This window comes from Neobacillus sp. NRS-1170 (assembly GCF_050468025.1).
Genome location: NZ_JBITPF010000025.1, coordinates 10,903 through 32,019 on the forward strand (window position 1 = coordinate 10,903; position 21,117 = coordinate 32,019).

Annotated in this window: 15 protein-coding genes; 13 read left to right on the forward strand and 2 right to left on the reverse strand. The window is 41.1% G+C overall.

Going from position 1 to position 21,117, the window contains the following annotated elements; translation table 11 throughout:
- Positions 1-117 precede the first annotated feature (117 nt).
- A complete protein-coding gene (locus ACIFOT_RS10335) occupies positions 118-4,542 on the reverse strand; it encodes an alpha-amylase family glycosyl hydrolase (protein ID WP_430064386.1) in 4,425 nt (1,474 codons plus the stop codon).
- 455 nt (positions 4,543-4,997) lie between these two features.
- Between ACIFOT_RS10335 and ACIFOT_RS10340 the strand changes: the two genes are divergently transcribed.
- The 5 genes from ACIFOT_RS10340 (at position 4,998) to ACIFOT_RS10360 (ending at position 10,923) form a co-directional block, all read left to right on the forward strand.
- Positions 4,998-6,065: a LacI family DNA-binding transcriptional regulator gene (locus ACIFOT_RS10340; RefSeq protein ID WP_430064388.1), complete on the forward strand. Its 1,068-nt coding sequence runs from the start codon at positions 4,998-5,000 to the stop codon at positions 6,063-6,065.
- 230 nt (positions 6,066-6,295) lie between these two features.
- Positions 6,296-7,309, forward strand: coding sequence for a LacI family DNA-binding transcriptional regulator (locus ACIFOT_RS10345; protein ID WP_430064390.1), 1,014 nt, complete (start codon positions 6,296-6,298; stop codon positions 7,307-7,309).
- Positions 7,310-7,320: 11 nt separating this feature from the next.
- A complete protein-coding gene (locus ACIFOT_RS10350) occupies positions 7,321-8,634 on the forward strand; it encodes an ABC transporter substrate-binding protein (RefSeq protein ID WP_430064392.1) in 1,314 nt (437 codons plus the stop codon).
- 205 nt (positions 8,635-8,839) lie between these two features.
- Complete coding sequence (locus ACIFOT_RS10355) at positions 8,840-10,069, forward strand: ABC transporter permease subunit (RefSeq protein WP_430064628.1); 1,230 nt, start codon at positions 8,840-8,842, stop codon at positions 10,067-10,069.
- A gap of 26 nt (positions 10,070-10,095) precedes the next feature.
- Entirely contained in the window at positions 10,096-10,923 is an 828-nt protein-coding gene (locus tag ACIFOT_RS10360) for a carbohydrate ABC transporter permease (RefSeq protein ID WP_430064394.1), read from the forward strand.
- 139 nt (positions 10,924-11,062) lie between these two features.
- Here ACIFOT_RS10360 and ACIFOT_RS10365 read toward each other — a convergent pair whose 3' ends face one another.
- Entirely contained in the window at positions 11,063-11,839 is a 777-nt protein-coding gene (locus ACIFOT_RS10365) for a helix-turn-helix domain-containing protein (RefSeq protein ID WP_430064396.1), read from the reverse strand.
- 127 nt (positions 11,840-11,966) lie between these two features.
- On the opposite strand from ACIFOT_RS10365, the gene ACIFOT_RS10370 reads away from it, so the two are divergent.
- From ACIFOT_RS10370 to ACIFOT_RS10405, 8 genes are all read left to right on the forward strand, one after another.
- Positions 11,967-12,728: a sugar phosphate isomerase/epimerase family protein gene (locus ACIFOT_RS10370; RefSeq protein ID WP_430064397.1), complete on the forward strand. Its 762-nt coding sequence runs from the start codon at positions 11,967-11,969 to the stop codon at positions 12,726-12,728.
- Between the two features lie 97 nt (positions 12,729-12,825).
- Positions 12,826-13,551, forward strand: coding sequence for a ThuA domain-containing protein (locus ACIFOT_RS10375; RefSeq protein WP_430064399.1), 726 nt, complete (start codon positions 12,826-12,828; stop codon positions 13,549-13,551).
- Positions 13,552-13,553: 2 nt separating this feature from the next.
- Positions 13,554-14,588 carry a Gfo/Idh/MocA family protein gene (locus tag ACIFOT_RS10380; RefSeq protein WP_430064400.1) on the forward strand — a complete coding sequence of 345 codons (1,035 nt, stop codon included), beginning with the start codon at positions 13,554-13,556 and terminating at the stop codon, positions 14,586-14,588.
- On the forward strand, positions 14,585-15,604 hold the full coding sequence (locus ACIFOT_RS10385; RefSeq protein WP_430064402.1) for a Gfo/Idh/MocA family protein: 1,020 nt from the start codon (positions 14,585-14,587) through the stop codon (positions 15,602-15,604). Before ACIFOT_RS10380 ends, ACIFOT_RS10385 begins: the two co-directional genes overlap by 4 nt.
- Positions 15,601-16,569, forward strand: a complete 969-nt coding sequence (locus ACIFOT_RS10390; protein WP_430064404.1) for a sugar phosphate isomerase/epimerase family protein — start codon at positions 15,601-15,603, stop codon at positions 16,567-16,569. Before ACIFOT_RS10385 ends, ACIFOT_RS10390 begins: the two co-directional genes overlap by 4 nt.
- Positions 16,570-16,759: 190 nt before the next feature.
- Entirely contained in the window at positions 16,760-18,430 is a 1,671-nt protein-coding gene (locus ACIFOT_RS10395; protein ID WP_430064406.1) for a glycoside hydrolase family 13 protein, read from the forward strand.
- 87 nt (positions 18,431-18,517) lie between these two features.
- Complete coding sequence (locus ACIFOT_RS10400; protein WP_430064408.1) at positions 18,518-19,504, forward strand: LacI family DNA-binding transcriptional regulator; 987 nt, start codon at positions 18,518-18,520, stop codon at positions 19,502-19,504.
- A 161-nt stretch (positions 19,505-19,665) separates the two neighbouring features.
- The gene (locus tag ACIFOT_RS10405; RefSeq protein WP_430064410.1) at positions 19,666-21,114 is read left to right on the forward strand and encodes a sucrose-specific PTS transporter subunit IIBC; all 1,449 of its coding nucleotides are present in this window, start codon (positions 19,666-19,668) and stop codon (positions 21,112-21,114) included.
- Positions 21,115-21,117: the final 3 nt, after the last annotated feature.

A 21,117-nucleotide genomic window follows, 5' to 3' on the forward strand; every position in this document is an offset into this window, starting at 1 on the left:
CGACTTTTTTGTAAATCTATGAATGAGTATTTGACTAGTAATACCTAAAAAAAGGGATCCAAAAAGTAAGTACTTTTGGACCCTCTTTTTTTCTTGGCAGACCTTTTAGATTTCTGCTTATTTGGTTTCGCTAATCGATTTTGTTATTACATCGATTACGTAGTTCTTTGTATTCTTGGTAATGGACCCGCCGTCTCCTTTAAAGATGGTGAACTTGGTTGTATCAGTTGGTTCAATGTGAACAGGTACTTGTATCTGTCCTTCTTTTAGAGTAAAGGATTGAGTGAAATTCATATCATTTCCGACCGTTACTTTTTCCCCGTTGATGGTGAGGTCAGCGCCCTTAATGGCATTCCCCTTAACGGTCATAGTTGAACCATTCACCTCGATTTGGCTGACTACTAACGGCTTATCAATCCAGCGTAGAATCGTATCCTGGACAACCATTTTGTTGTTGCCTTGGTTAGTGACGATGACTTTCATATCGGTTCCAGGGGCACCATACCCGTAATAGCTGATATCGTCATCCGATGAATCAGATGGGGTATGGTCCGCCAGACCTTCCTGATCCCAGGAATTGTCCCTCGTATATTTATAGATTAGCTCAGTTCCTTCCTCTAGTTCTACAGTGTATTCCCAATCAGGCGTTACGGCACCGTTGCGGCTCATTTCCCAAGCACTGGTATTCCAGCCATTTAGGGTGCCGGGTATATTCACTTTTGCCGACAAAGGTGTGTAATCTGGTGCATGTACCTTAAAGGTGACCTGTACCATGACAATTTCCGGTGTTACACTTACCGTGTTCGAGTCCACATTATTTCCTGCTTGATCATAGACGCGAACTTGGTATTTATACATAGTACCATTTGCTACCTGATAATCACGGAAGGTAGTGGCACTGCCCTCCAGTGTTGAAAGAATTTGGCCGTCACGGTAAATGACCGTTTTAAATGGCTGATCCGGCTCAGTGAGTTTCCAGTTTAAATTAACCTGACCGGATTCCTTGACAGGAGTGTCTAACAAAACTTCCTTTGCAGGCGAAGTAGTATCAGACGTGCTTTGTTTATAGGATACTTCACCCGTCGTTGAGTAAACCCAATTTTTTCCTAAATCAGGACTAAAGGCCATTCTGTATTCATATGTGCCCGCTTCATACGCAGTGAAGCTTCCTTGAAACTCATTTGCTTGGTCGTCCTGGGATTGCCCATTATATTGGGCTTGATATGAAGCCCAAGTGGTTTGGCCCTTTAGTCTTACTTGAAGCTCCGTCGTGATTCCTTCTGCTGCACCCGATTCTGTCGCGCCTGCCAGGTAAAAGAGCGCTTTTACGTCAGATTTCTGCGCCAAATTCAACTCTCTATTTTCCAAAACAGTCAAGTCCTTAACACTGGCTTTACTTACATCATAATGGGGCACAAGCCCAGTTGTGGCTGAAGGTGCCGATTCGTTACCGTTTTTGTCCACGGCTGTTACTTTGAAATAATAGGTTCGACCATTATTCACACCAGAAATATTTACACTGGTATCCGCAGTTTCCTTCACTTTTGTCCATAATCCACCTGCAACAGTAGATTCATAGACATAGAATTTTGTGCCATTTCCTATCCAGCTTAGAGCAATCTCTTTAGAACCTGCTGTACCAGTTAATTCTTTAACAGATTCTGGTTTTTTTACTTCATTTACACTGATTAACATTCTTCCTGAATCAGCTGGCACTGTTAATGACAGTTTTCCGTCCTTCGTTTCAGCCGCATATTTCGAATCCAATTGATCCACAAAACGAAGGCCATTTCCCAATAGTGCTTTTGTATCGATTTCAACAGTTTGTGATGCAGTACCTCTGTTAACAATAACAAGGCCGGATTTTGACCCTTTTGTCCGGACGTAGGCTAACACATCATCCTTTGCGTAGACGTGGTGAAGATCGCCATTAGCGAAAAGATCAGCATTTTCCTTACGAATTTGACCTATCTTTTGGTAGTGTGCAATTAAATCTTTGTTTTCGTTCCCCCATGGATAGGTGCGGCGGTCATCTGGATCTTTGGATCCGGTTTGACCTGCTTCGTCGCCATAATAGATGGTCGGCGCTCCAGGGTAACCCATTTGAAGGATGGAAGCTAGCTTTAACCGTTTTACACCTTCAGTGTAATTGTATTTCGGATCTTGTTCTGCTCTGTTATACGTATCTGTGCCGTTGCCCAGAAGAAATATCGCCCGTGCCGTGTCATGGGAACCCATCAGGTTCATGAGGGCATAAAAAGCTTCCTTCGGATAGTCCTCTTGAACAGCCATTAACGCGTTTTGTGCATTAACGGCATTACCGTTCTTTAAGTAATCTAAAATGGCCCCGCGGAAACGGTAATTCATAACGGAATCATATTGATCACCTAAAAAGTACTTGGAGGCATCATCCCAAATTTCTCCCAGAATGAGAGGCTGTTCGCCTTCTTTAAGGGTCTTCCCGGCTCCAGTCATGGTTTTGGATTTCATTTGCTTGCGGAATTCCTGCCAGAATGAGCTGTCCACTTCATTGGCTACATCTAATCGCCAGCCTGAGGAACCTCGGTTAATCCATATTTTTCCTACAGAATCCTTTTCATACATTAAATAATTAGACAATGATGTGTTGTTCAGTTCACTTGGATGGTCGACCTTTGTGCCGTTAACGGATTCGAATACAGGGAGACTATCATAGCCCCACCAGCCTTCATACTTATAATGCTCTCCAGTTGAAACACCGTTTACTTTTTCATTGGGAACTTTTATGTTTTCTATTTTGAACCAGTTTTCAAAGCCATATGGGCTAAAGGTTTGCCCTTCTGCTATGAGTTGTTCCTTGGCCTTAGACTTAGCAGCCGTTTCGGACAATTTTTCTTTATTCATCAAATCGTAAATTCGGGACCAGTATTCATAAGCACCTACAGTTTTATATTTGTTATAGCGGTCAAAATAGATGGAATCATCGGATACATGATTGAAAACTCCGTCCAAAATTAGGTGCATGTTACGTTTTGATAATTCTTTGGCGAAATCCTCGAATTCTTTTTCGGAGCCAAACATAGGATCCATCTGTTTATAGTCTGTTGCATCATATTTATGGTTGGATGGTGCAATGGCGATTGGATTTAAATAAAGTGTATTGACTCCAAGAGATTGCAGATAATCAAGCTTTTCCTTGATACCCTCAATGTCTCCACCAAAGAAGTCGTTGCTAAACTCTCCATCTCCAGTATAGGAATCAGTGCCTTGTTCATATGGATTGTCAGGCAGGGAAGACCAGGAAGCCGGATGTTCAATCGGCTGGCTGCCGCGAGCTCCAACTTTGTCCTTGAGATGGTCATTTGCTTTGTTTCCGTTATAAAAGCGATCAGGAAAGATTTGATAGACAACTGCTTCCTTCATCCAATCCGGTGTTTGATAGCCCGGGTCGAAAACGGTCAATTGAAAGAGTCCTGCATTTTTATCTTCAGCTTTACCGGTGTGTCCTTCCTGTGTGTCTTCTCCGTATTCCGCTGTTGTATCCTGGTCCCCGACGATGAATTTATAGCCGTGAACTCCTTTGTTAGCCGGTGTAAAAGTGGCTTCCCAGAACTCAATGGCACCTTTGTCTTTTGTGTCAGCCCAGCCAACATTCTTCATAGAAAGAACTTTTGTTGTGCCTGTATTATAATTTTTTACATATAGACTGGCTCTGGTCAGGTCACCCTTTTTAGCTGATATCCGTAATGTGAACGGTTGTCCTGCAGGAATCGCTCCAAACGGTGAACGGTAAACTTGATCCCATGAATCATGATAAAGAGCATTTTTATCAACCAATCCATCAGCTCCAGTCGGTTTATAATCTGTAGAAACTTCTTTTGTTTGGTTGTTATAGAAAAATGTGATTGTGGTATCAGAAAGTACATTCAACTTTTCATTGGAGGCAGGGTATGACTCTGTCCATTCCTTACCCAATACAACTTTGTATTCGTAGTTTCCTCTTGGTACCTTTGTAGTAAAGGAATAGACGTTGTCAAAATGGGTGTCCTCCATCAACGCTGTTGAGTCTGATGGGCTCCATGCAGGCCCTGCTTGAATGGCAGGTTGAATGGTTCCCGCTAGACGTGGCTGTTTGTCTCCTGGCAAGGGTGTATAGTGGGTACTATCGGCAATGGCGTGGGTGTTGTCATTGTAGTAGAAGGTGACTTCTTTTTGTGTGGTCAGAGTTAGTTTTATGTTAGGCCCACCAGGCACTCCACCATCTCCGTAATTTTCGGACCAGGTTCCTCCAAGGGCTATTTTGTATTCATAATCACCAGCAGGCAATGTGCCAGAATAAGAATACAACCCATTTCCCTGGTAGATCATTTGTGTTTTAGCGGAAGCGGGATCCCAATCTTCTGAACTTCCTAACTCTGTCTGCAGGCTGCCAACAAGTACAATTTGCTTTGGTGCTGTTTCTGCAGCTTTTGCTGTTTGACTTATCGTAAGTCCAGAAAACAATTGAAGAATTAGCCCCACTGCGGTTACAAGTGACAGAAGTGCTTTGCGCTTTCTTTTCATGTAAAATCTCCTTCCTCTTACTCTATTAATTTAGAAATCGTTGGCATAAAATTGCACAAAAAAAAACATATGTAAGAGGCTTAAGGGACAAGTTTTATGTGCAACCGTTTGCGCAAACGTTTTCAAAATTTATTATATCTATTTCTTAACACAAATCAATAGGAAATCAGAATTAAAGTCTAAATTTTCTGAAATATATTTATGGAATAATTTTAATTTTACCTGCTCTCGGAAGGAATTATCACTTCTAAAAGCATTTTTTATATTATAATTCAAAATCGAAGTGTCTTTATTTTTAGCTGTATAACTGTTTGTATACCCTTTATAATAAAAATAGAATGTGCAACCGTTTTCGTAAATGCGGTTAAGAATAAAAATGGTAGATTATCATATACACATTGTTTCTAGCATTTAAAAAAAATGGCTAAGAAGCATCGAATAAGAGGTGAGCTAAAATGGCCGTTACCATTAAGGATGTGGCAAAGCTTGCAGATGTCGCACCATCAACTGTTTCAAGAGTAATTGCTAACCATTCACGAATTAGTGAAGCAACGAAACGAAAAGTTAAAAAAGCAATGGAACAACTAGGGTATCATCCTAACCAAAATGCTAGAAGTCTTGCAAGTCAATCAACACAAACAATAGGCCTTGTCATGCCAAGCTCGGGTGATGTGGTGTTTCAGAATCCTTTTTTTTCAATGGTGTTACAAGGAATCAGTGAAGGATCCCATAAAAATAAATATGCCATGTATTTAACGACTGGAAAATCAGACGTGGAAACATTTGAAGCAGTTATCCGCATGGTTCAAGGAAAACGAGTAGATGGTTTAATTCTTCTTAATTCCAAGGTGGAGGATAAACTCATCTCGTACTTAAGACGAAGGGATTTTCCTTTTGTAGTTATAGGAAAACCTTTTAAGGATGCGGAAGAAATCACACATGTTGATAATGATAATGTACGGGCAATGAGAGAAGCTACTGAATACTTAATAGACTATGGGCATCGAAAAATCGCTTTTATTGGAGGAAGTCTAGAACTAATGGTCACAGTTGACCGTTTGGATGGGTATAAGCAGGCTTTAAATAAGGCAAACATTCCTATTAAAAATGAATATATCCTTCATGGGGAATTCCTGCGCGAGGGCGGTCAAGATGCGGTGAGTGAGTTAATGGCTCTTGAACAACGCCCAACTTCGCTTGTAGTAGTTGACGACCTAATGGCACTAGGTGTACTAAGCACATTAGATGAACTAGGGGTCAAAGTTCCGGAAGAAATTTCTGTCGTTAGCTTTAATAACGTCCTCTTATCAGAAATGTCAAAACCACCACTAACCTCAATGGATATTAATATTTTTGATCTTGGATATCAAGCAACAAGGAGTTTAATTGAAAAAATCGAAAATAGGGCAGAACCAACCAAGCGCATAATCATTCCTCATAAATTGGTTGAACGTCAATCATGCAGTCACCAAGTTCCTTTACCATCAGATGATCAAAATGCAGATGAATTCGAGATAGTCTAGCAGGCTGATAGATAAAGCTAAAATAAAAATTACCCCGGTCTTATAATCAACCGGGGTAATTTTTTTTTTCATTAACTAGTAATGTAATGATTTTAAATTATTAAATTTTTCTGAAAAATATATTGAATTTATCTTCAGAATCTATTAGAGTGAAATTGTAAACGCTTACTGAAATCGATTACAGACCTAGAAAACATCTTTAATAAAGGAGGGAAAAGGGGGGATATTGTTTGGCAACGATTGCCGATGTTGCAAAAAGAGCAGGGCTTTCAAGGGCTACCGTCTCAAGGGTACTCAACAATCACCCAAATGTGACAGAAGATAAGAAAAGGTTAGTTCGCGAAGCAATGGATTTGTTAAATTATGTTCCAAATACAACTGCACAGAGACTGAGGAATCAAAAAACAGACACCATCGCCATATTAGTTCCGGTCCTTACAAATCCATTTTTTGCTTATCTGCTGGAAGCGATGGATATGGTAGCAACTAGGAACCATCTCCAGTTACTCATTTGCCAAACAAGATATAGCAAACAGAAAGAACTGGATTTTCTGGAGCTATTAAGAACAAAGCAAGTAGATGGTCTAATCTTAACTTCTTATGAAAACGAGTGGAAACAAATTGAGCCTTTTTCAGCATTCGCTCCAATGGTTTTATGCAATGAATATGAAAGAGATGCAAAGATTCCCATCATCCGGATGGATCAATTTGAGGCCAGCTACATTGGGACACGGCATTTGATTGAACAAGGCCATCACAGAATTGCATGTACCTGTGGCGATAAGAGCAACTTAGCTAAGGATAGACAAGCCGGATTCCGTAAAGCTCTAGCGGAATATGGACTTTTGGTTAAAGAGGAATGGATATTTTCAAATGTATTCGACATTGAGGACGGTAAAAGAGTATTAAGAACGCTTATGAATTTGAAAGAAGCACCTACTGCTGTTTTTACAGGCAGTGATCAGGTTGCAGCGGGAATGATTATGGCAGCAAAGGCACTGGGTAAAAAGGTGCCGGATGAGATCGCCATCATCGGTTTTGATGACCAGCCTATCGCCAAAGTGGTAGAACCCGCTCTCACAACGATTAGACAACCAATCGAAGATTTAGGAAAGACAGCAATGGAAGTAATAATTGATCTCATTGCTATTAAGAAAGAAGCCAATCACCAAGAGATTCTATTACCCTATGATTTGGTAATTAGAGATTCAACAATGTCAAAATTGAAATCGATTTCAAAATAGGGGGAAAAACCATGAAAAAGACAAATAAAGCCAAATTATTAGCTGTTTTTGCAACATTATCACTGGCGCTTTCTGCCTGCAGTTTCGATCAAACCAGTACAAAGGAAAAGCCAGCCGGTGACAAATCGAAAACAACAACCGAGCAAAAAGTTAAACTCGTCTATGCACGCGGGAAGGATGTAACAAAGGGAACTGACAAAATGGTAGAAGCATTTGAAGCAACCCATCCAAATATTGATGTAGAATTCCGGGAAATGCCTGCCGATACCGGGCAGCAGCACGATGCCTATATCACCGCTTTTAATGCGAAATCTTCTGATATTGATGTTATTGATATGGACGTCATTTGGCCTGCCGAATTTGCCCAGGCTGGCTATGTGCTTCCGCTTGACCGTTTCATTCAGCAGGATGGCGTTGATTTAAGTGAATATAACCAAGGTGCCTTGGGAGCAGCCCAGTTCAATGGCAAACAATGGGCCCTTCCCAAATTTGTTGATGCCGGGCTTCTTTACTATCGAAAAGATTTAGTAAAAGCAGAAGAAGTTCCAAAAACATGGGATGAGCTATTGGCACAGGCGAAGGCAAAGAAGGGACAGGGCAACACGAAATTTGGCTATGTGTTCCAATCGAAGCAGTATGAAGGTCTTGTGTGTAACGCTGTAGAATTTGTCGGTTCCTATGGCGGGGCTTTTATCGATAAAGATGGCAATGTAGCTATTAATAGTCCTGAAGCTATCAAGGGATTGAATAAAATGGTCGAAATTGCCAAGTCTGAGGTAGTTCCTGGCAACATCACAACCTTTACTGAAACTGAATCAGATCAAGCCTTCATTGAGGGCCAAACTGTATTCCTGCGCAACTGGCCATATGAATATGCTAGTGCAAATGACAAGGAAAAGTCCAAAATTGTAGGTCAAGTTGGGGTAGCACCACTACCTGCGGGTGACAAAGGATCTGCGGCAGCACTGGGCGGCTGGATGGCTGGTATCAACAAGTATTCCAAGCATCCAAAAGAAGCATGGGAATTTTTAAAGTTCATGGCGGGTGCTGAAGGTCAAAAGATTGATGCCATTTACGGCGGACACGCTCCAACGATTACAAAACTGTACGAAGACCAAGAGATTCTTAAAGCGAACCCAACTTTTGCTGATAAAGGCTTTGTTGATGGATTAAGTGCGGCAATTTCACGCCCGGTAGCTCCTAACTATCCTGAAATCTCTGAGATTATCCAAATTAACGTGTCAAAAGCGATTGCAGGAGAGCAAACTGTTGAACAAGCGGCTCAAAATATGGAAAAAGAAATGAAGGCTGTACTTAAGAAATAAAGTTTAAAAGACCAATGGTTAGCCTTCAGCTTGAAGGCTAATCCATTTTATCGCATTAAAAGGAGGGGGCAACGTGAAAAATACCGTTAATGTAGAGCTGGAAGATCATCAAAAACCGGTTATAAAGTCTTCTTTTACCCCGAAAAAGAAAAGAAAAAATTTTTTTACTGAAAAAACGGCAGGGTATTATCTTGTCGCACCTGCGATGATTTTAATTTTTCTCATTGCGATTTGGCCTGTGTTGCAATCCTTTTATTTCAGTTTGTTTGATTTAAAATTAAACGACCCCACTAAATCGGAAGTTCACTTAAGCTATAATCTCAACCTGGAGCATTATTTGAATAACTATCCGTTTTTGATCGGGGCGATTGATAATGAAATCAAGAATGAGAATGGAGCAGGGGAGCTTCAAGCAATAAAAGAAAAATTGCAAACACTTGATAAAAAGCTTCAAAGCAATTCCGAAATCAGCGCAAAATATGATTCAGTTAATGATAAATTAATGAATTTTAAACAGGTATACCCTGATGTCAGCATTGCCGAAATTGATCGAAGCTTGGCAAAAGAATATGAAAAAACGGCGAAAATAATAAATAACAAGATAAAGAATTTGTCCGTCAATGTTAAGTTTTCTCAAGAAAAGAAACTCACAGGTTTAGCTGCAGGATATGGAGATGCTCTCATTCAGCCCAACTTTATCGGCTTACAGCATTACAAAGATAATTTATCAACAAGCAGATTGTGGAAGGCGATTGGAAATACGACTACATTTACTATTATCTCCGTTTTAGTAGAGTTAGTTCTTGGACTAGCCATTGCCCTTTTAATTAATAAAGCTTTCGTCGGCCGGGGGGTTATCAGGGCAAGCATCCTGATTCCATGGGCTATTCCTACGGCTGTATCCGCCCTTATGTGGAAGTTTTTGTATGATGGTCAAAATGGAATTGTTGCCAAGCTATTTGAAGGTTTCGGGCTGGTTGACAACATGGAGAAACTGCTTGTAACCGATACAGGGGCAATGTTTTCAGTCATCTTTTCTGACGTTTGGAAAACCACTCCATATATGTCATTGCTGTTATTGGCCGGGCTTCAGACCATTCCTTCTTCACTCTATGAAGCAGCATCGATTGATGGGGCCGGAAAATTGAAACAATTTATGAAAATTACATTGCCGCTTTTAAAGTCAAGTATACTTGTTGCACTCCTGTTTAGAACGCTTGATGCATTCCGGGTCTTTGACTTAGTTTATGTTCTAACCGGCGGCGGGCCTGCCAACTCTACGGAAACCATTTCACTCCTCGCTTATAAAGTGATGTTCAATCAAACGAATTTTGGTGATGGTTCAGCTCTCTCTGTCATTGTGTTTATTTGCGTAGCGATCATATCAATGATTTATATCAAGTTTTTGGGCAGAGACCTGCTTAATGACAGATAGAGATTTAGTAAGGGAGGAAGTTTACCATGCAGAAAAAAGCAAGTCCATTCTTTTATGTGTTTCTCGTAGTGTTTGTATTTGTTGTCATGTTTCCATTCCTATGGATGCTGATTAGTTCGATCAAACCGGCTACAGAATTGTTTGGAGACAAGGCATTTACTCCATATACCTCACATCCTACATTGGAGAATTATATCTCAGTTTTTGTTGATCATCCGTTTTTGCAATATTTATGGAATAGTACAGTTGTTTCAACTATAACAACTGTGTATACCGTGGCCGTTGCATCGTTTGCTGCCTATGCCATTGCCAGACTTCAATTTAAAGGAAAAACATTCATTCTTGGAATTGTGTTATCTGTTTCCATGTTTCCGCAAATTGCGACGATCACACCTATTTTTATCTTCTTGAAGAATCTTGGGCTTACTAATTCCTATTTGGGATTGATTATACCCTATACAACGTTTACTTTACCGCTTTCCATTTGGATTTTGGTAACGTTTTTCCGTAAAATTCCTATGGATCTCGAAGAGGCGGCAAAAATAGACGGGGCATCCTTAATGCAAACTTACTGGAAAGTCATTATGCCGCTGGCAGTGCCGGGAATATTTACTACCGCTATCCTTGTCTTTATTGCATGTTGGAATGAGTTCTTTTTTGCCCTTACTCTCAATACAGATGAAAAGTATAAGACAGTACCGGTTGGGATTGCGATGTTCCAGGGGCAATTTACCATTCCGTGGGGGGAAATTGCAGCTGCAACAGTAGTTGTAAGTGTTCCTTTGGTAATCATGGTTCTAATTTTCCAGCGGAGGATTGTATCTGGTTTAACCTCAGGATCAGTAAAAGAGTAAAGGGTAGGGTAAGGCATTTCAAGCTGTTTGGGAATTCAAATGGTACTTGTTAACATAGGGAAAGATTGAAAGCATTCGCTGTGTTTAGAGCTCCGAATGCTATGTCTTTTTCTAGTAATATTAAAACCCTCACTTAATTCTAGTATTCTAACCGCCTGTAAGATCCTGGAGCAAGACCGTACTTCTTTTTAAATACTTTGTGAAAATATGGGTAGGTTCCGAAGCCGCAATCAACTGCAATCTGCTCGAGCGTCATAGTCGTATACTTCATTCGCTCGATTGCCGCAGATAAGCGGATTTCCTGCGCGTATTCCATTATCGTTTTCCCGATGCTGCTTTTGAATAAATGAACGGACCGGGAGACGCTGAGGCCTGCATGCCGAGCCACATCCTCCACTCTGATGGCGAGCGTGGCATGTTCTTCAATGTAGCGCATCATTCGTGTAACTGTATACGGGTGATGGAAGGAAGGGACTGTTTCGTTGACTGCTCTTTCCAGAGATAAACAGAGCGCTCGCAGCAAATAGCCTGAGAGCTCTTCATTTTGGCTGGAAGATGGACGACGCTTTTCAATCATGATATGGTGCCATAATGCTAACAGCTTTTCGTCAAGGTCGATACGGGAGACATCAGGCTTAACGGAACGGTTCCACCAATCATCCACCCAAGCTCCTTCGCAGACTAAGTGATAGTCCCCGCTGTTTTGCCCTGCTTTAACCAGCAGTTCATAGTGATCCCCTGGTTTAATTAGGAGAAGGTCGCCTTTCCGGAGTTCCATTTTTCTTCCTTTCACTACTACTTCGCAAAGACCTTCTGTTTGCAGACGGAAAAGGTAAGACGGATAACCTGATTTGTGTTGGGAATGATATCCATTTGTGTGATAAGAATAGCCGCAAAATAATATGTTTGTGGTCATTAGCTCCCTCCATACTAACAAAATAGCAAAATAGTACATGTTTTAATAATATCATCTATGTTTATTTGTCGATACACCCTTTAAGATGTAATCAAATAAGAAAGGTTTCAAGAAATGGGGGTTAAGGATGTTGAACATTTCAATTGCTGTACAAATGTTTACATTGCGGGAAGAAAGTGAAAAAGATTTTGCCGGCACTTTAAAAAAAGTGGCGGAGCTGGGCTTTGATGGGGTTGAATTTGCCGGGTATGGCGGATTGACTGTAATAGAAGTAAAAGCAATATTAGATGAGCTTGGTCTACTGGCAGCAGCGAGCCATGTGCCGCTTGAACAATTGGAGAACAACCTGTACCAAGTCATAGAAGACCAGAAAATATTAGGAAGCAACTATGTGGTCTGCCCTTACTTAATGCCAGACCGCCGCAGTAAAGAAGATTACAAAGAGCTTATTTCATTTTTAAATCATGCTGGTGAAATATGCTGCCGGGAAGGGATCTCCCTTTGCTATCATAATCATGATTTTGAACTAGAGCGGTTGTCGAATGGCAGAACATACCTTGAAGCAATATTTGATAAAACAAACTCCCATAATGTGATGGCAGAACTGGATGTGTATTGGCTGACAAAAGCGGGAGAAAAGCCAGTCGAGTGGATGGATCGTTACAAAAATCGAATACCTCTCATCCACCTAAAAGATATGACTACAGATGGAGAGCAATTTTTTGCGGAGCTAGGGACAGGTGGTGTCGATATTGAAGCCGTGCTTCAAAAGGGAGAAGATGCAGGTGTTCAGTGGTGGGTGGTTGAGCAGGATGTTAGCCGCCGTACGCCATTTGAGAGTATTGAAATCAGCATGAATTATTTAAAATCGTTTAAGAAATCTTTCTAGTTCAATATATTCCACCCCATAAGTCAATGTAAGCCGTTTCATTAAATCTCATTTTCTCTAAAATTATAAGTAAAGAAAATAAAAGGAGTGTTAGGTTATGTTGAAAGTAACAGTATGGAATGAAAACCGTCACGAACAAAAAAATCCGGTTGTAAGGGACATATACCCTAACGGAATCCATGGTACAATCGCTGAATTCCTTAAGTCAGAAGGTATCCAAGCAAAAACAGCAACCCTTGATGAGCCGGAGCACGGCTTAACGGATGAAGTTTTAGCCAACACGGATGTATTAGTCTGGTGGGGGCATCTCGCCCATGGCGAAGTAAAGGATGACATTGTCCAAAAGGTTCAGCAGCGTGTTCTTGACGGCATGGGGCTGATTGTCCTTCACTCTGGCCATTTTTCAAAAATCTTTAAGACATTAATGGGAACGAGCTGTGATTTGAAGTGGCGCGAAGCGGATGAAAAAGAACGCCTTTGGGTTGTGAGTCCAAGCCATCCGATTACAGAAGGAATCTCTGAATATATTGAATTAGAAAAAGAAGAAATGTACGGGGAGCATTTTGATATCCCGCAGCCTGATGAGCTTATTTTTACAAGCTGGTTTGAAGGCGGGGAAGTATTCCGCAGCGGCTGTACATACAAACGCGGAAATGGAAAAGTGTTTTATTTCAGACCTGGTCATGAAACATATCCTACCTATCATAACCCACAAATCCAGCGAGTTATTATCAATGCCGTGAAGTGGGCCAAGCCTGTTAAACGGGAACGTCCAGTCTACGGAAATGCAAAACCTTTAGAAGAAATTAAAGGAGGCAAATAAACATGGAAAAGCTAAGAGTTGGAGTTGTCGGATGCGGCAGTATTGCCCAGCACCGTCATTTACCTGAATATAAAGCTAATAAAAATGTAGAGCTTGTGGCCGTTTGTGATATTAATGAAGAGCGAGCAAAGGAAGTAGCTGAAAAATTCGGAGCGTTTGCCTACACAAGCTATGAAGAGTTATTAAACAGCGGTTTGGTCGACGCAGTCAGCGTTTGTACGCCAAATTATCTTCATGCCCCAATTTCGATTGCAGCGTTAGAAGCAGGTATTCATGTTTTATGTGAAAAACCAATGGCAACCTCGAAACAGGAAGCAGAGGCAATGATCGCCGCAGCTGATAAAAGCGGCAAAAAGTTAATGATTGCCCATAATCAGCGCTTCGTACCTTCTCATGAAAAAGCACGCCAGTTAATTGCCAGCGGCGAAGTAGGCAAAATCTACAGCTTCCGTACTGCTTTCGGTCATGGCGGTCCGGAAGGCTGGAGTGTGGAAGGAAAAGATGGCTGGTTTTTCCAAAAAGAAAAAGCATTCGTGGGAGCAATGGGTGATTTAGGTGTCCATAAAACAGATTTACTACGCTATGTATTAGGGGAAGAAATCGTTGAGGTCGGTTCGTTTGTAGAAACTAGTGCCAAGGATTTCGCGGATGTTGATGATAATGCGGTTTGTGTTTTAAAAACAGAAAGCGGGATTATTGGTACCCTTGCGGCAAGCTGGGCGTACGTAAGCAAAGAAGATAATTCTACTATTATATATGGAGAAAAGGCGATTCTTCGGTTAGAGGACGATCCTGTTCATTCACTTGTTGTTCAATATGCCAACGGAGAAGTAGTTAAATATGAGCTTGGAAAAATCCAATCGAATGAAGAGGGCGGGCAACAAAATTCTCATGTGATTGAAAAGTTTGTGGATACTGTCCTTCATGATCAAGAACCGCCTGTACCAGGTGTAGAAGGCATGAAATCACTAGAGGTAATTTTAGCTGCACTAGAATCTAATGAAACAAAGCAAATTGTGAGAGTGACAAAGCGATGAAAAAACTTCGTATTGGAATAATCGGGGTAGGCGGGATCGCACAGGACCGCCATATTCCGGCTTTTCTAGAGTTGAGTGACATTTGTGAAATTACTGCTTTAAGTGATGTAAATGGCGGACGGGCTCGCGAAGTCGCTGAAAAATATCATATTCCGCACGTATTTGAGGATTATCATCAGCTATTTACCGAAGTGGATGCGGTTTGTATCTGTACGCCAAATAAATTTCATGCTGAGATTACCATTGCCGCCCTTGAGGCCGGAGTTCATGTTCTTTGTGAGAAGCCGATGGCTCTAAATGCAGAAGAGTGCAAGGGAATGATTGCCGCTTCTCAAAAAGCAGGAAAAGTCCTCGCAATTGCTTATCATTACCGTTTTATGAAGGAAGCCCAAGCAGCAAAAAAAGCGATGAGCGAAGTCGGGACCCCACTGGTGGCAAGAGTCCAAGCTCTAAGGCGCCGTAAAGTACCAGGCTGGGGTGTTTTTACCAATAAAGACCTTCAAGGCGGCGGAAGCCTCATCGATTTTGGCTGCCATCTCCTTGATTTAGCGCTATGGCTAATGGGGAATCCAAAGGAAATTACGGTGTCTGGCTCCACATATAACGCGTTAAGTAAAATACCGAATCAAGTGAACCAATGGGGTACGTTTGATCATGAAACCTTTAATGTTGATGACCATGTCACTGCCTATATTAAATTTGAAAATGGGGCATCGATGCTGTTTGAAACGTCATGGGCTGCGAATATCAAGGACGACCAAGCGAATGTCAATATCTCAGGAGTAGACGGTGGTCTGAACGTCTTCCCGTTTGAGCTTTACACAACAAAGAACGGAATGCTGTTAAACAGTGAGGCCGCTTGGCTCTCAGGTGAGGAAAATCCGGGTGTGCCGCAGGCGAAGAATTTTATCGATGCTTGTCTAGGTGTGGATGAACTGGTGGTAAAGCCGGAGGAAGCACTTCAAGTCTCACAAATTATTGATAGAATCTATGAGAGTGGGGGAAATTCATTATGAAACTAGGTGTTTTTACCGTTTTATTTGCGGATAAATCCTTTGAAGATATGTTGGATACTGTAAAAGAAGCAGGGCTTCAAGCAGTTGAAATTGGAACTGGCTGCTACCCTGGGAATAGCCATTGTGATTTAGATGCATTATTAGAAAGTGAAGAAGCCCGCAAAGAGTACATTCAGAAGGTAGAGAATCGTGGACTCACTATTAGCGCATTTAGCTGTCATGGCAATCCGATTTCACCTGAAAAGGAATTTGCCGCCCAGTCACATGAGACACTTTTGAAAACTATTAAGCTTGCCTCGCTGTTGGGTGTGCCGGTGGTCAACTGTTTTTCAGGAACAGCGGGCGATCATGAAGGAGCAAAATATCCTAACTGGCCGGTTACACCTTGGCCTAACGAATATGGTGACGTGTTAAAGTGGCAATGGGAAGAAAAACTGATTCCTTACTGGAAAGAGGTTGGAGCATATGCCAAGGAGCATAATGTGAAAATTGGACTTGAGCTTCATGGCGGCTTTTTAGTTCATACACCTTATACGTTGTTGAAATTACGCGAGGAAACCTGTGATGCTATAGGTGCCAATTTAGATCCAAGCCATTTATGGTGGCAAGGAATTGACCCAGTCGCGGCAATCAAAATTTTGGCCAAAGAAGGAGCGATTCACCATTTCCATGCGAAAGACACATACATTGATCAAGAAAACGTGAATATGTATGGATTAACAGATATGCAGCCATATGGGGAAGTGCGGACGCGTGCCTGGACCTTCCGTTCGGTTGGCTGCGGTCACAGTTTAAAGGAATGGTCTGATATGATGAGTGCACTTCGTACTTATGGTTATGATTATGTGGTCAGCATCGAACATGAAGACCCGATTATGTCCATTGATGAGGGCTTTAGACGAGCTGTAAATAATTTAAAGACTGTTTTAATTGAAGAACCTGTTGCACAAATGTGGTGGGTGTAGCGGGATTTTTGCGATTCGCTGATAAATTGGCTAAATTCGCCGATAAAATGAAAAATTCGCTGATAAATCGGTTAAATTCGCTGATAAACCCTAAAAATTCGCCGATAAAAATTTTTACTACTAAAATAAGTATCAAAAAGTAATAGTTTTTGAAGCAAACAGCTTAATTTTTCAAAAAAAGAGGTGCCAAATGAACAAAAAATGGTGGAAAGAAGCTGTCGCCTATCAAGTTTATCCTCGTAGCTTTATGGATAGCAATGGCGACGGAATTGGAGACCTTAAAGGAGTCACCTCCAAACTGGATTATCTCAAAGAATTGGGAATTGACGTCATTTGGTTGTCACCGATGTACAAATCACCGAACGATGATAATGGCTACGATATTTCCGATTACCAGGATATTATGGATGAATTCGGAACAATGGCAGATTTTGATGAGCTCCTCGAAGGAGTTCATCAGAGGGGGATGAAGCTTATTCTCGACCTCGTCATAAATCATACTAGTGATGAGCATCCTTGGTTTATTGAATCCCGCTCTTCAAAAGACAATCCAAAGCGTGATTGGTACATTTGGCGGGATGGAAAAGACGGAAAAGAACCAAATAACTGGGAATCAATCTTTAGCGGTCCCGCTTGGAAATATGATGAAGAAACCAATCAATATTTCATGCATATCTTCTCAGCGCGCCAGCCTGATTTAAACTGGGAAAACTCAGACGTAAGAAACGCACTCCATAACATGGTCAATTGGTGGTTGGACAAAGGAATTGACGGTTTCCGTGTTGATGCGATTTCGCATATTAAAAAGGAACCAGGATTCCCAGACATGCCAAACCCGAAAAAATTAGATTACGTTCCTTGCTTCGACTATATGATGAATGTTGATGGAATTGATGAATTCCTCACAGAACTATCCGAAAAAACAATCAATAACTATGACATCATGACAGTCGGAGAAGCTAACGGTGTCGGGCTTGATGATGCAGACAAGTGGGTCGGCGAAGAAAACGGCTATTTCAATATGATTTTTCAATTTGAATTTCTAGACCTTTGGGATAAAGATACAGACGGTTCCATCGACGTTCGTAAATTGAAAAAGGTGTTAACAAAATGGCAAAAAGGCCTGGAGGGCAGAGGCTGGAATGCATTGTTTATTGAAAACCATGATCAGCCGCGCCGTGTATCAAGCTGGGGAAATGACCAAGAATTTTGGAAAGAAAGTGCGAAAATGCTGGGTGCTCTCTATTTCTTAATGAAGGGCACACCGTTTATATATCAAGGCCAGGAAATTGGCATGACGAATGTCCAATTCCCTTCAATTGAAGATTATAATGATGTCGGCATGATTAATTACTATAAGATTGAAACAGCAAAAGGCCGTTCCCATGATGAAGTCATGAAGGTGATCTGGGAAAAAGGCCGTGATAATTCCCGTACCCCGATGCAGTGGAGTTCTGGAAACATGGGCGGATTTACGGCCGGAGATCAAACATGGCTTGGCGTAAATCCAAATTACAAGGAAATTAACGTTGCGGCACAGTTAGAAGACCCAGACTCCATTCTTTCTTTTTATAAAAAACTAATCTGCTTAAGAAAAGAAAATCCGCTTTTTGTTTACGGCACCTATGAATTATTGCTGGCAAACCATCCGAAACTGTTTGTCTATAAGCGTCAATTAGGAAGCCAGAAGGCGATTGTCATTAATAATTTCAGTAAAAAAGAAACAAGGTTTAAATTACCTTCTAATGTGTCCTATTCTGCTTCTGAACTGATCCTAAATAATTATGATGTAACGGGACAGAAATTACGGAAAGAATTCACATTAAAGCCTTATGAAACAAGGGTATACTTATTAAAATAAAAAAATGAGCCATATCGGCTCATTTTTTTAATATAAAGGATATTTGTGTATACTAGAAGAAAAATAGCAAATTAATGAGGAGATTCAATGACTAAAACCATTGCCGATATAGCCAAAATTGCTGGTGTTGCAAAGAGTACTGTTTCCCGCTATTTAAATGGAGGCTCTGTCAGCGACGCGACCAAAAAGAAAATTGAACTGGTCATAAATGAAACTGGTTATATACCGAACACGTTTGCTCAAAGTTTAAAAGCGAAAAAAACAAATATCATTGGAACAATCGTCCCGAGGCTTGACTCGTATGCTGCTTCCAATACGTTGATTGGCATCGATGAACATTTAAGGGAACAAGGCTTTCAAATGTTGATTGCGAATACCAATCAAGATTTAGAAAGAGAGATTGAAAGTATTTATAGTTTCGAGCGGCAGAAGATTGCTGGGATTATTCTGCTTGCCACCGTCATTACTGAAGCCCATTTGGAGGCGTTTGCCAGTGTTCAAATTCCTGTGATTCTAGTAGGCCAGCAAGATGAACATACCTACAGCCTTATTCATGATGATTTTTCCGCCGGGTACGATTTGGCTGCTTATATTTTAAATAAAGGACATCGAAAAATAGCCTATTTGGGAGTAACGGAAGCAGATATATCCGTTGGTGTTAAACGCAAACAAGGGTTTACAGCTGCGATTGAGAACCATCCAGATTGTGAAGTTCATTATTATGAGACCGGCTTTAAAATTAAGGATGCAATGAGAGAAGCTTTAAAAATAATAAGCGAATGCAAACCAACGATCTTGTTTTGTGCCACAGACAATATTGCGCTGGGAGCATTAAAGGCAGCCTATTTAAAAGGATTGAAAGTGCCGCAAGACCTTTCCATTGTGGGTTTCGGGGGGTATGAAATCACCGAAGTCATTCACCCGGCATTAACCACTGCCAAGTTTTATTATAAAGAAGCGGGGCAATTGGCGGCACAAAATATTGTCAGGCTGGTGAACGGGGAACAAGTGGAAAAATTGACTAAATCAAAATATGAAATTATTGAACGAGAAAGCGTTGACAAACTAAATTGAACTGAACTATAATACTCTTAAGAAACCGGTTCCAATCACTCGGTTTTCTTTTTAGAATAAAATGGAACCGGTTCCTAAACGACGTTAGTGAAATCATTTATTTTTTTAAGTAAATTTGGAACCGGTTCCTAAAGGAACCTATAAAAAAGGAGGAGATGGGTATGGATTTAAAAAAGGAAGCAAGTGAGATTCTTGAGGCGCTGGGCGGAAAAGCGAATGTATCAGCAGCTGCGCACTGTGCAACCCGTTTAAGATTAGTACTGCATGACGAAGAGGCTGTCGATCAAGTCAAACTGGACAAAATGGACATCGTAAAAGGAACTTTTTCAACTGGCGGCCAGTATCAAATTATTATTGGAGCTGGAACAGTCAATAAAGTTTACAAAGAATTTGCTGATTTAACAGGTCTGACGGAAATGTCGACAAAAGAAGTGAAAGAGGCGGGAGCGAAAAAATTAAACCCGCTTCAGCAATTTGTTAAAATGCTTTCTGATATCTTTGTTCCGATTATCCCGGCCATTGTTGCCGGCGGTCTCTTAATGGGGCTTAACAATGTTCTGACTGCTTCGGACTTATTTATAGATGGAAAATCCCTGATTCAAGCCTATCCGCAAATGGCGGATTTAGCTGCACTTATTAACACGTTTGCCAATGCAGCCTTCGTTTTCCTCCCAGTTTTAATCGGTTTTTCAGCCACCCAGCGGTTTGGTGGAAATCCCTATCTTGGTGCGGCATTGGGGATGCTGATGGTTCACCCGGATTTATTGAATGGATGGGGATATGGTGCTGCGTTAGCAGAGGGGAAAATCCCAGTCTGGAAAATCTTTGGGTTTGAAATTCAAAAGGTAGGATATCAGGGAACGGTTCTTCCTGTCTTAGCTGCTTCTTATATTTTAGCCAAAACAGAAACCTTCTTAAGAAAGCGTGTACCATCGGCTTTGGACAATTTAATTACACCGCTATTGGCAATTTTTATTACTGGGGTATTGACCTTTACTTTAGTTGGACCAGTGATGCGGTCCGCAGGTAATTTCCTGACAGATGGATTAGTTTGGATGTACGATACAACAGGTTTCATAGGCGGAGCCATTTTCGGACTAGTTTATGCACCAATTGTTATTACAGGTATGCACCATAGCTTTATTGCCGTTGAAACACAATTATTGGCGGATATTGCTAAAACAGGAGGATCATTCATCTTTCCGATTGCAGCGATGTCAAACGTAGCCCAGGGTGCTGCAACCATTGCCGTACTGCTAAAGACGAAAGACAGCAAAATTAAAGGGGTAGCATCTGCTGCCGGTATTTCCGCATTATTGGGGATAACCGAGCCTGCGATGTTTGGTGTGAACTTAAAACTAAGGTACCCATTTATTGGAGCGATAGCAGGTTCTGCTGCAGGGTCAGCGTTTATTTCATTATTTAAAGTGAAAGCCATTGCCCTTGGTGCGGCTGGTTTTCCTGGAATAATCTCGATAAAGCCAGGCAGCATCACGTTTTATATTTTAGGAATGGCCATTTCCTTTACAATTGCTTTTTTCACAACAATGGTATTGGCAAAGAGAAATGCTTCGAAACAAGCCAAGGAAACTTCACAGACTGCGGCATAATAA